Genomic DNA, 11888 nt, shown 5'->3' with positions numbered 1-11888 from the left:
CCACAAACCACCTGGCCCGCCGCAGGCGCAACGGCGAGCAACGCCCACGGCGGGAAAGCCGAAAACGTCAGGCCTCAAGCCCAATGGCGAACGCGGCCTCAAGGTCATGCTGGCTATACGTACGGAACGCGATATGCGTCTCCGTGGAGGTGACGCCGGGGACCTTGCTGATGCGGCCGGGGATGACGTCGGCGAGGTCGTCGTGGGCGGCGACGCGGACCATCGCGATGAGGTCGTGGGCGCCGGTGACCGAGTAGACCTCGCTGACGCCGTCCAGTGCGGCGATCTTTTCGGCGATCTCCGGGATCTGGTCCACGTTGGTCTTGATGAGCACGATCGACGTGATCACGGCTGGCTCTCTTCCTCGGTCGCCCGGTCGTTCGCCCTGGTGGCCCCCACACTATCCCTCCCGTAGCGGGCCCATGCGTAGAGGAAGCCGAGGGCGAAGCCGATGACGTGGGCGAGGTAGGCGACGCCCGGACCGCGGGGGTCGTCCTGTGCGGCCTGCCACTGGAGGACGAACCAGAACAGCAGGACGAGCCAGGCGGGGAAGCGCAGCGGCAGGAAGAACAGGAACGGGAAGAGGCTGGTGACCCGGGCCGTCGGGAAGAGGTAGAGGAAGGCGCCCAGGACGCCGGAGATCGAGCCGGAGGCGCCGACCAGGGTCTGGCCGGAGCCGGCGTGGGCGGCCGCGTAGCCGAGCAGCGCCAGGTAGCCGATGATGAGGTAAAAGGCGGTGAACGGCAGCCGGCCCATGCGCGCCTCGGCCATCGCGCCGAAGACGTAGAGAAACAGCATGTTGCCGAGCAGGTGCAGCCAGCTGCCGTGCACGAACAACGCGGTGAGCGGTGTGGCCAGGGCCCGTACCGAGCCGCTCCACAGATCCAGTGGGATCACGCCCCACCGCTCGAAATACGCGGTCTGGGCCTTCAGCAGGGCGTCGCCGGTGCCGTATATCCGGTTCAGGCCGGAGGCGGGGCCGAGCACGAAGACCGCGCAGCACAGGCCGATCAGCACATTCGTCATCCGCGAGAACACCGCGGTCAGGGACCGGGTGGGCTGCGGACGGCGGGGGAGGAGACCGGACGAGCGGGGAGAACGGGGAGAGGGGGCCGGCGCCGTCATGAAGTGATCATGACTCAATGCGGGCAATCGGGACAGAGCGCCTCGCCGTGTCCCGGCACCCGGGCGGGCCCGCACCGGCCCGCCGTCAGGCCGTAGGGTTGCAGGCAGTACTTTGCGTACTTCCGCAGTCCGACGGCGCACCGCGTGAACCGCGCAGCAGCACATGACGAAGAGCATGAAAGAGGACGACACGATGGCTGTTCCCCTGCCGACGGCCGGAACCCGGTGGCGCTGCACGCTGTGCGGCAACCTCACGCGTTTCGACGTGACCCGCCAGTCCAAGGTGGTGGAGTACGTCCACCTGGACCTGGCCGGGGACCCGAAGGTGGAGGAGCGCGAGGTCCTCAGTGAGAGCATCGAGTCCGTGCGCTGCCGCTGGTGCAACGCGGTCGACCAGATCGAGCTGGTGGACCGTCCGGGCGCGAACGCCTGAGATCGGAGCGATGCAGCCGTGGTGGACCGTCCAGAAGGGGAGCCGGGGGCCCAGCGTGACGACGTACCCGAGGGTGCGGCGGACGAGGTGCTCGACCGACCGCTGCCCGAGGGCGTTCGGCGCCGTGTCGTGGCGCTCACCGCGGAGTCGTTCGGCGCGCTGACGGTCGCCGAACTCCCGCCCCCGCTGCGGCAGTACGCCCGGTTCACCCCGACTCGTCGGGCCAAGTTCGCCGGAAACGCGATGGCCGCGGCGCTGGAGAGCGACGCGGTCTTCCGGCAGCGGATCGCCGGCAAGCTGCACGAGGCGCAGCCGGAGCTGGCCGCGGCGCTGGAGCACGGCACTCCGCCCGCGGCCGCCGATCCGCTGGATGTCGCGGCGGCGGCCTATGTGCTGCGGCCCGAGGGCTGGGTCAAGCTCGTGGCGGCAGCCGGCGAGGAGGCCCAGCGGGCGCGTGCCGAGCGGGCCGGTGAGGAGGCCGAGCGGGAGCTGGCGCGGTTGCGTGAGGAGCTGGCGCAGGCGCGTGGCGAGGCCCGTTCGGAGGCCGACCGTATCCGGGTGGATCTGGACGCGGTGCGCAAGGAGAACGAGTCGCTGCGGCGCAAGCTGCGCAGTGCGCTGAGTGACGTCAAGCGCGGTGAGGCGGCGGTCCGCAAGGCCGAGGCCGCGCTGGCGGAGGAGCGGGACCGGGCGGCCACCGAGAAGACCTCCGCGGACAGCGAAGTGCGCCGGCTCAAGGGCCGGATCGCCGAGGCCGAGACGGCGCTGGAGACCAGTCGGCGCTCCGCCCGTGAGGGCCGCAGCGTCGAGGACATGCGGCTGCGGCTGCTGCTGGACACGGTCCTGGACGCGGCCCAGGGGCTGCGCCGCGAACTGGCTCTGCCGCCCGCGAACGTGCACCCGGCGGACACCGTCGAGGCGGTCGCGCCGGGGCGGATGACGCCCAAGGACATCGCGACCCGGGCGCTGTCGGAGATGGATCCGGCGCTGCTCGACCAGCTTCTCGCCCTGCCGCAGGCGCATTTGGTGGTGGATGGCTACAACGTCACCAAAACCGGCTATCCGACCATGCCGCTCGAAAAGCAGCGGCTGCGGCTGCTGGGCGGTCTCGCGGTGCTGGCGGCGCAGACCGGCGCCGAGATGACCTGTGTCTTCGACGGGGCGGAGCTGGCGGCGCCGGTGCTGCTCGCACCGCCGCGCGGGGTCCGGGTCCTGTTCAGCAAACCGGGCGTAACGGCCGATGAGTTGATTCGTCAGCTGGTAAGGGCCGAACCGCCCGGCCGTCCGGTCGTCGTGGTCTCCACGGACCGGGAAGTGGCCGACGGTGTGGCGAAGGCCGGCGCGCGTCCGGTCGCATCGGCCTTGCTTCTCAAGCGACTTGCCCGGACCTGACGCACCCCCCTCTTCGAGGCCGCCGAACGCGGAAATTCGCCCGCACTCCGTCTCTGAGCGTCAAGTGGCGCTTACTGGCTGTGTGATGTTGGTAAAGGATGGGGTTGGTGGCGCAGAATTTTCCCGTGAGGATTTGAAGCGATCACAACTCCGTTACTAAGGTCAGCCCCGAACCTTCATGCAGATGATCATCCAACCGGGATGAACAGTGAAGGAACCGCCGAGTCCGCGGCGTTCACGCGGAGCCGGGGTCTCACCCCCCCACTTCCCGGTAGGCGGCTGGAGGAAGAAGGAGCTCGCCCCCGTGGCGTCCCACCGTCGACCCAAGCAGCCGAGCCGTACCCGCGTGACCGTGCTCACCGCGACCGCCGCTGCGGCCGTGGCCCTCTCGTCCCAGGCCGCCCAGGCCGACCCCCAGCAGTCGAAGAAGGACGTCAAGTCCGAGGTCGACAAGCTCTACGGGGAGGCCGAGCAGGCCACCGAGAAGTACAACGGCGTCAAGGAGCAGCAGGAGAAGCTCCAGAAGGAGGTCGACGACCTCCAGGACAAGGTCGCCCGCGGTCAGGGTGAGCTCAACCAGCTCCGCAAGGGCCTCGGCGCGGTCGCCTCCGGCCAGTACCGCAGCGGCAGCATCGACCCCTCGGTCCAGCTGTTCCTCTCCGGAGACCCGGACACCTACCTCGAAAAGGCCGCCACGCTCGACCAGTTGAGCGGCAAGCAGGCCGACCAGCTGAAGACCATCGCGGACAAGCAGCGCCGGCTCGCCCAGGAGCGCGCGGAGGCCGCGGGCAAGATCGAGGACCTCTCCGAGACCCGTAAGGCGCTCGGGGACAAGAAGGACGAGATCAAGGGCAAGCTCGGCAAGGCGCAGGAGCTGCTCAACAAGATGACCGCCAAGGAGCGGGCGGCCATGCAGGCCAAGGAGGACCGCGCCAACCGCAGCAACGAGCGGGTCGACCTCGGCGATGACGCCCCGGCTTCGGGCCGCGGTGCGGCCGCCCTTCAGGCCGCGCAGTCCAAGATAGGCTCGCCGTACGTCTGGGGCGCCACCGGCCCGTCGTCCTTCGACTGCTCGGGTCTGACCTCCTGGGCGTACCAGCAGGCCGGCCAGTCGCTGCCGCGCACCTCGCAGGCACAGGCCAGCGCCGGTACCCAGATCAGCTCGCAGAGCGCCCTCAAGCCCGGCGATCTGGTGCTCTTCTACAGCGACCTGCACCACATCGGCCTCTACGCGGGCAACGGTCAGGTCCTGCACGCACCGAAGCCGGGCGCCAACGTGCGCTACGAGTCGATCAACAACATGCCGTTCATGTACGGCGTGCGGGTCTGAACAGCCTCACGACCCCCTCAACCTGCCGCCCGAACGGGCGAATTGCGGCCCCGGCCGCTGACCTGCCGCCCCGCCGGTGACCTGCACAGTCACCGGCGGGGCGGCTTTTTGCGGACGAATGGGGGTTTTGGGCCGGTGTGCGCCGGGGCCGTACTCTCTGCCCGCGCAGCATCCGGTTCACCGCACGCCCTCCCGGGGCGGCAGGGGCTTCCCCCGAGCTCTCGGCTGCGCTGAGCAGGGGGACCCCCATGGAAGGAGTGCGGCTCTCGTGGTGTCCCACCGCCGTACCTCGCAGCACGCCCAGACCACCCTCGCCGGAGTCACGGTGGTGTCGGCCGCCCTGGCGACCGCGGCCGCCGCGCTGTCGGCGCCGCCGGCTGCCGCCGACCCCGCGGGCGGCCCGTCCGCCGGCCGGGCGGCGGCGACCGCACGGGTCGACAGCCTCTACGTCCAGGCGGAGCGGGCCACCGAGAAGTACAACGGCGCACAGGCCCGGACCAAGAAGCTGCGCCATGAGGTGGCGGCCCTCCAGGACCGCACCGCCCGCGCCCAGGAGCGGGTCAACCGGATGCGCGGCCGGCTGGGCGCGCTGGCCGCCGCCCAGTACCGGTCGGGCGGGATCGACCCCACGGTCCGGCTGATGCTCTCCGAACGGCCCGACACCTTCCTGGAGAAGGCCGCCGCGCTCGACCGGCTCGGCCACCACCAGGCCGATGAGCTGCGCGGCCTCCAGGCGGCCCAGCGCTCCCTGGAGCAGCAGCGCAGGGAGACAGTCCGCAAGCTCACCGAGCTGGAGACCAGCCGCAAGGCCGTCGCGCGCCACAAGAAGGCCGTACAGCGCAAGCTGGCCACCGCGCGACGGCTGCTGAACGCGCTCCCCAAGAGCGACCGGGCGGCCTACGAGCGGGCCGCCCGGAGCGACGGGCACCGCGAGGCGGCACCGGACCTGGGCGGCGCCGCACCGTCCTCCGGGCGGGCCGCCGCCGCGGTCGCCGCGGTGCGCGCCGCGGTCGGCCGCCCGTACGCCTGGGGGAGCAGCGGCCCCTCGTCCTTCGACTGCTCCGGACTCACCCAATGGGCCTACGGCCGGGCCGGAGTCTCCCTCCCGCGGACCTCCCAGGCCCAGCGGGGCGCCGGCCGGCCGGTGCCGATCGGCCAGGCTCGCCCCGGTGACCTGGTCATCTACCGTTCGGACGCCAGCCATGTCGGGATGTATGTCGGCAACGGCCAGGTGGTGCACGCGCCCTACCCCGGCGCACGGGTCCGCTACGACCCCGTCGGGATGATGCCGATCTCGGCCGTCACCAGGCCCTGAGGGGGATCTCCGCGTTTTTGCCCGGGCCGGGCCGGATCTACGATCGTCCGCATGTCACACCAGCGGGCGAGACGCCGGCCGTCGCGGGCCGGGGCGGCGGGCTGCGCCGCCCTTCTTCTCGCGCTGCTCGCCCCGCTGGCCGGCTGCGGGCCCGCGGGCGCCCCGCCGGCACCGGCCCGCTTCCCCGACGTCCAGCGGATGCTCGTCGCCCGCGCGCGGGCCGTCGAGCGGCAGGACGCGGCGGGCTTCCTCGCCTCCGTCGACCCGCGGGCCACCGGCTACCGCGACCGCCAGCGCGCGATGTTCGGCCACCTGAAGGGCGTGCCGCTGGCCGACTGGCACTACGACCTCGACTCCACCGACGCCTTCCCGCTCCCGGCCGGCGGCGACCGGACGCGGCTGGCCGCGAAGGTGCGGCTGCGCTACCGCCTCAAGGGCTTCGACACCGCGCCGGTGCACGCCGTCCAGTACCTCACCCTGACCGAGCGCGACGGCCGCTGGCTGATCTCCTCGGACACCGATGGCGCGGCGGCCGGCCGCAGCGGCACCCGCCAGCTGTGGGACCAGGGGCCGGTGAAGCTGGTCCGCGGCCGGTACAGCCTGGTGCTCGGCGGCGGGGCGCAGCGGGCGCGGCTGAAGGATCTGGCGCACCGGGTGGACCGGGCGGTGCCCGCGGTCTCCGCGGCCTGGAAGGGGAAGTGGTCGCAGAAGGTCGTGGTGGAGGCGCCGGACTCGGTGGAGGGGATGGCGCAGCTGATGGGCAGCGACGATCCGTCCGGCTATGCGGGGATCGCGGCGGTCACCACCGGGGAGGCCGGGGTCTCGACGACCGCGCCGGCGGACCGCGTGATCATCAACCCGGACGCGTACGAGGAGCTCAACGACCTGGGCCGCCGGGTGGTCCTCACCCACGAGACCGCCCATGTCGCCACCCGTACGGCCACCACGCCGGCCACCCCGCTGTGGCTCTCCGAGGGCTTCGCCGACTGGGCCGCCTACCGCGGTATCCACCGCAGGGCCGCCCTCACCGCCCCCGAACTCACCCGCGCGGTCGCCGCCGGCAAGCTCCCGGCCCGTTTGCCGACCGATGAGGACTTCGGCTTCAAGGCGGGCGCCGACCGGCTGGCGAAGGCGTACGAGGGCAGCTGGCTGGCCTGCCGGATGATCGCGGAGAAGTGGGGCGAGGCCAAGCTGCTCGCCTTCTACCGGGCGGCGGGCAAGAGCGCGGCCCAGGTCTCGGCGGGGAGCGCGGGGGCCCCGATCGAGGCGGCCGCGTCGGCCACGGCGGCCTCCTCGCGCTCCCGTCCGGCCACCCCGGCCGCCCGCCCCGGAGAGCGGCCGAAGGCCCGCGCCGAGCGGACCGACCACGCCATGCGCACCCAACTGGGTGTCAGCATGGCGCAGTTCACCCGGCAGTGGCGTGCCTTCGTGCGGAAACAGCTGGCGCGCTGAGCGGGGCGGACGGGCTCATGGCGACGGGGGCGCGCCCTCCGTCTTGGGCCGCGGGGCGCTGCCGGTGAGCTCCGGCGGAGCGGCGGGGGCCCCGGCGACCGGACGGCGGGCGCGCACCACGCCGGCGGTCCCGGTCCGCTCGTCTGTCGGCCCGCGTCTGTCGCCCCGTGTCGAGACCCACAGCCGGCGGCAGGCGATCAGCGACGCGGCGACCAGCAGCCCGTTGCGTACGGCCAGCAGCCCGACGCCCCACGGATCGCTCGCGACGACCTGGGCGAACCCGATGGGGAACTCCAGCAGCGTGACCCCGGTGGCGACCAGGACCAGCACCACCGGCAGCGTCTGCCGGGCGGCGCGTACGGTCACACAGACCGCGCCGAGCCCCACCAGCCACAGCATGTACTGCGGGCTGATCACCCGGCTGGTGGTCGTGAACAGCAGGGTGGCGGTGAAGGCGGCCTCGCACAGCGTCCCGGGGCCTAGGGGGTGTCCCCCTAGCTCCCGGACCCGCACCCGCCACAGGAACAGCCAGCCCACGGCGGCCAGGCTCAGGGTGAGCGCCACGGTGCCGGCGAACGGGACACCCGGGCCGAGGAACTCCAGCGAGCCGTAGTTCAGCAGCACCTGACCGTCCCACCCGTAGTGGCGGGCGACATGGAAGACCAGCGCGCCGAGCGACTCGACCTCCGTGCCGCGGTCGCGCTGGAAGGTGAGGAAGGCCAGCGCGCCCGGTGCGGCGGCCACCAGAAGCACGGTCAGCCCGGCTGCCGTGAGGGCCGCGGTCCGCCACAGCGCGCGGGCCCGGCGGCCGCGCAGCGCCGCCCCGGTCAGCAGCAGCGCGGGCCAGACCTTCAGCAGCGCCCCGAAGGCGATCAGCGCGCCCGCCACCCGCGGCCGCCGGACGGCGGCGAACAGCGCGGCGACGGCGACCGCGGTGACCATCAGGTCGTACCGGGCGTAGGCCGTCGGGCCCAGCAGCGCCACCCCCGCGATCCACACCCAGGCGCCGGCCGGCCGGTGCTCCGCACGCCGGCCGGCCCGCAGCAGGAGCGCCAGCGTCGCCGCGTCCGTGACCAGGATCAGGGTGAAGAAGGCCGTGGCGTAGTCCAGGAACGGCAGCAGGCCGGGGGAGAGGATCGCCAGCGCCGCGGCCGGCGGGTACTGCCAGGTCACATCGTTCAGCGGGAAGGTGCCGGTCTTCAGGACACCGAACCAGCCCTGGTAGATCACCGAGACATCGGTGGTGACGTCAGGCCCCGGCAGCACCAGCACTCTCAGGACGCACAGCAGGACCACCGCCCGGGTCGCGGCCCAGACCGCGACCGGGAGCCACACCCCGCGCGCTCTGCTGATCCTGTCCATCGTCACCTCGTCGTTCTCCCTGCCGCCGGCTCCCGGCGCCGCTCGCGGCCGTGCACCCGGCGCCCTGCCCACTGTCCCGTGCGTACCGCGCTGCCCGCTCGTGCCTGCTGCATGATGCCGGTGGCGGCTGTCATGACCGTAGAGGAGGCACGGGCGTGGCGGGGTGGGCGGCCGCCCATCTGACGCCGGCGGGTACTGTCGGGCCACGACCGCCGAGACCGACCGCCGAGAGACCATCGTGCACAAGACCTTGATCGTCACGAACGACTTCCCGCCGCGGCCCGGCGGCATCCAGGCCTTCCTGCACAGCATGGCGCTGCGTCTGGACCCCACCCAGGTCGTCGTCTACGCCTCGACCTGGAAGCGCAGCGAGGAGGGGCGCGCGGCCACCGCCGCCTTCGACGCCGATCAGCCGTTCCCGGTGATCCGGGACCGTACGACGATGCTGCTGCCCACCCCGAGGGTGACCCGGCGGGCCACCGGGCTGCTGCGGGAACACGGCTGCTCCTCCGTCTGGTTCGGGGCGGCGGCGCCGCTCGGGCTGATGGCGCCCGCGCTCCGTGCGGCCGGCGCCCGCCGCATCGTCGCGACCACCCACGGCCATGAGGCGGGCTGGGCGCAATTGCCGGCCGCCCGCCAACTCCTGCGCCGGATCGGCACCGGCACGGACACTCTCACCTACCTCGGCGAGTACACCCGCTCGCGGATCGCCGGTGCGCTCACCCCGGAGGCCGCCGCGCGGATGGTCCAACTCCCGCCCGGCGTCGACGAGAAGACCTTTCACCCCGGTTCGGGCGGCGACGCCGTACGGGACCGGCTCGGGCTCACCGGCCGGCCGGTGGTGGTGTGTGTCTCGCGGCTGGTCCCGCGCAAGGGCCAGGACACCCTGATCGAGGCGATGCCGGCCATCCTGGCCGCGGTGCCGGACGCGGTGCTGCTGATCGTCGGCGGCGGCCCGTACGAGAAGGAACTGCACGCGCTGGCCCAGGAGAAGGGCGTCGCGGAATCGGTGCGCTTCACCGGCGCGGTCCCGTGGGAGGAGCTGCCGGCCCACTACGGCGCCGGCGATGTCTTCGCGATGCCGTGCCGCACCCGCCGCGGCGGGCTCGACGTCGAGGGCCTCGGCATCGTCTACCTGGAGGCCTCGGCCACCGGCCTGCCCGTGGTGGCGGGCGACTCGGGCGGCGCCCCCGACGCCGTCCTGGAGGGCGAGACGGGCTGGGTCGTCCCCGGCGGGTCCCCGGCCCCCACCGCCGACCGCATCGTCACCCTGCTCCGGGACCCGGCCCTGCGCCGCAGGATGGGCGAGCGCGGCCGCGCCTGGGTGGAGGAGAAGTGGCGCTGGGACCTGCTGGCGGAGCGGCTGAAGGAACTCCTCTGAGCGGGCCGCCCGCAGCCCGGGTGCCACGAAAATCCGCCGCCGTGGCGTGGCCACGACGGCGGATTCCAGGTGAGCCGAACGGCCCGGCGGGGACCGGCCGCTACGCGCGGTAGAGCGCCTCGATGTCCTCCGCGAAGTCCTTCGCGACCACGTTCCGCTTGAGCTTCAGCGACGGCGTGACATGGCCCGACTCCTCGGTGAACTGGGTCGGCAGGATGCGGAACTTGCGCACCGACTCGGCCTTGGAGACGGCCGCGTTGCCGTCGTCGACCGCGCGCTGGACGGCGGCCAGCAGCTCCGGGTCCTCGGCGATCCGGGACGGCGTCACATCGGCGGGGTGGCCGTGCTCCTCGGCCCAGCGGGGCAGGAACTCCTCGTCGAGGGTGACCAGCGCGCCGATGAACGGCCGGCCGTCGCCGACGACCATGCACTCGGCGATCAGGGCGTGCGCCCGGATCCGGTCCTCGATCACGGCCGGGGCGACGTTCTTGCCGCCCGCGGTGACGAGGATCTCCTTCTTGCGGCCGGTGATGGCGAGGTAGCCGTCCTCGTCGAGGGTGCCGAGGTCTCCGGTGTGGAACCAGCCGTCGGACAGCGCCTCCTTGGTGGCCGACGGGTTGTTCCAGTACTCGGTGAACAGATGCTCGCCGTGCAGCAGCACCTCGCCGTCGTCGGCGATCCGCACCACCGAGCCGGGCAGCGGCTGGCCGACGGTGCCGATCTTCTGCCGGTCCCACGGGTTGAAGGCGGTGGCCGCACAGGACTCCGTCAGGCCGTAGCCCTCCAGGACGGTGAAGCCGATACCGCGGTAGAAGTGGCCCAGGCGTTCACCGAGCGGGGCGCCGCCGGAGATGGCGTGGGTGGCGCGGCCGCCGAGGACGGCGCGCAGCCTGCCGTACACGAGCCGGTCGAAGACCTTGTACTTCAGCTTCAGACCGAGGGACGGGCCCGACGGGGTGTCCAGCGCGCGGCTGTAGGCGATCGCGACGTCCGCCGCCTTGTCGAAGATCTTGCCCCGGCCGTCGGCCTGCGCCTTGGCCCGCGCCGAGTTGTAGACCTTCTCGAAGACCCGGGGCACGCCCAGGACCAGCTTCGGCCGGAAGGAGGCGAGGTCGTCGGTGAGGTTCTTGATGTCGGGGGCGTGGCCCAGCTTGATGGGCGCCATCACCGCGGCGACCTGCACCAGCCGGCCGAAGACATGCGCGATGGGGAGGAAGAGGAGCACCGAGGACTCGCCGGTGCGGAACAGCGGCCGCAGCCGCTCGACGATGTTGCCGCACTCGGCGAAGAAGCTGCGGTGGCTGAGCACACAGCCCTTGGGACGGCCGGTGGTGCCGGAGGTGTAGACGATCGTGGCGGGCGAGTCCGCGTCGGCGAGCGCGCTGCGCGCCTCCACCTCCTCGTCGGAGATGTCGGCGCCCGCGGCCTGGAGCCGGGCGATGGCGTCCCGTTCGATCTGCCAGATGTTCGCCAGCTCGGGCAGCCGGTCGCGGACCGACTCCACGGTCGCCTCGTGGGTGGGGCTCTCCACCAGGCAGGCCACCGCGCCGGAGTCGCCGAGGATCCACTGGATCTGCTCGGCGGAACTGGTCTCGTACACGGGGACGGTGATCGCGCCGGCGCTCCAGATGGCGAAGTCCAGCAGTGTCCACTCATATCGGGTGCGCGACATCAGACCGACCCGGTCGCCGGGCCCGACCCCGGAGGCGATCAGGCCCTTGGCGGCGGCGCGGACCTCGGCGAGGAAGGTGGCGGCGGTGACGTCCTGCCACGCTCCGTTCACCTTGCGTCCCATGACGGCAACATCCGGGTGCTGCGCGGCATTTCGGCGGATGAGATCCGTCAGATTGCCGTCCGCGGGGACCTCGTACAGGGCCGGAAGGCTGAACTCGCGCAAGACTGCTGCTCCTCAAAAGCGCCGGCGCCACGACGCTGTGTGTTGCACCGGCGGCGGTCCACGATCATGCAGGGGGGATTGGACTGCCCGGACGTTACCCATCGGTATCGCAGTTGGGATAGGGGGGAACGGCCAGATGTTCGATGCGTCACACGCGGCGGGACACGCCATGGGGACTGACCCGCGCAGACTAGACCAATG

Annotated in this window: 10 protein-coding genes; 6 read left to right on the top strand and 4 right to left on the bottom strand. The window is 72.5% G+C overall.

Going from position 1 to position 11888, the window contains the following annotated elements:
• Window positions 1-67 precede the first annotated feature (67 nt).
• Window positions 68-349 (bottom strand): Lrp/AsnC family transcriptional regulator, encoded by a 282-nt coding sequence (locus AC3EUV_RS36130; RefSeq protein ID WP_042161938.1) that lies wholly within the window; start codon window positions 347-349, stop codon window positions 68-70.
• Window positions 346-1026 (bottom strand): rhomboid family intramembrane serine protease, encoded by a 681-nt coding sequence (locus tag AC3EUV_RS36125; RefSeq protein WP_432146775.1) that lies wholly within the window; start codon window positions 1024-1026, stop codon window positions 346-348. Before AC3EUV_RS36125 ends, AC3EUV_RS36130 begins: the two co-directional genes overlap by 4 nt.
• A gap of 292 nt (window positions 1027-1318) precedes the next feature.
• Here AC3EUV_RS36125 and AC3EUV_RS36120 point away from each other — a divergent pair, with 292 nt between their 5' ends.
• The 5 genes from AC3EUV_RS36120 to AC3EUV_RS36100 all read left to right on the top strand — a co-directional run bounded on the left by AC3EUV_RS36120 (window position 1319) and on the right by AC3EUV_RS36100 (window position 7047).
• On the top strand, window positions 1319-1558 hold the full coding sequence (locus tag AC3EUV_RS36120) for a hypothetical protein (protein ID WP_208688153.1): 240 nt from the start codon (window positions 1319-1321) through the stop codon (window positions 1556-1558).
• A gap of 18 nt (window positions 1559-1576) precedes the next feature.
• Window positions 1577-2950 (top strand): NYN domain-containing protein, encoded by a 1374-nt coding sequence (locus AC3EUV_RS36115; protein WP_432146773.1) that lies wholly within the window; start codon window positions 1577-1579, stop codon window positions 2948-2950.
• Window positions 2951-3254: 304 nt separating this feature from the next.
• Entirely contained in the window at window positions 3255-4280 is a 1026-nt protein-coding gene (locus tag AC3EUV_RS36110; RefSeq protein WP_432146772.1) for a C40 family peptidase, read from the top strand.
• A gap of 268 nt (window positions 4281-4548) precedes the next feature.
• The gene (locus AC3EUV_RS36105) at window positions 4549-5595 is read left to right on the top strand and encodes a C40 family peptidase (RefSeq protein WP_432146771.1); all 1047 of its coding nucleotides are present in this window, start codon (window positions 4549-4551) and stop codon (window positions 5593-5595) included.
• 51 nt (window positions 5596-5646) lie between these two features.
• Complete coding sequence (locus AC3EUV_RS36100; protein ID WP_432146770.1) at window positions 5647-7047, top strand: hypothetical protein; 1401 nt, start codon at window positions 5647-5649, stop codon at window positions 7045-7047.
• A 15-nt stretch (window positions 7048-7062) separates the two neighbouring features.
• Here AC3EUV_RS36100 and AC3EUV_RS36095 read toward each other — a convergent pair whose 3' ends face one another.
• The gene (locus AC3EUV_RS36095) at window positions 7063-8409 is read right to left on the bottom strand and encodes a glycosyltransferase 87 family protein (RefSeq protein ID WP_435604736.1); all 1347 of its coding nucleotides are present in this window, start codon (window positions 8407-8409) and stop codon (window positions 7063-7065) included.
• A 238-nt stretch (window positions 8410-8647) separates the two neighbouring features.
• Here AC3EUV_RS36095 and AC3EUV_RS36090 point away from each other — a divergent pair, with 238 nt between their 5' ends.
• Window positions 8648-9790 carry a glycosyltransferase family 4 protein gene (locus tag AC3EUV_RS36090; protein ID WP_432146769.1) on the top strand — a complete coding sequence of 381 codons (1143 nt, stop codon included), beginning with the start codon at window positions 8648-8650 and terminating at the stop codon, window positions 9788-9790.
• A 100-nt stretch (window positions 9791-9890) separates the two neighbouring features.
• Here the strand turns inward: AC3EUV_RS36090 and AC3EUV_RS36085 are convergent, their stop codons facing one another.
• Window positions 9891-11687 carry an AMP-dependent synthetase/ligase gene (locus tag AC3EUV_RS36085; protein WP_435604735.1) on the bottom strand — a complete coding sequence of 599 codons (1797 nt, stop codon included), beginning with the start codon at window positions 11685-11687 and terminating at the stop codon, window positions 9891-9893.
• Window positions 11688-11888 lie beyond the last annotated feature (201 nt).

It is taken from the genome of Streptomyces sp. bgisy130 (assembly GCF_057708345.1).
The sequence above is the reverse complement of the archived record's forward strand: the minus strand, read 5'-3'. Positions and strand labels throughout refer to the sequence as shown.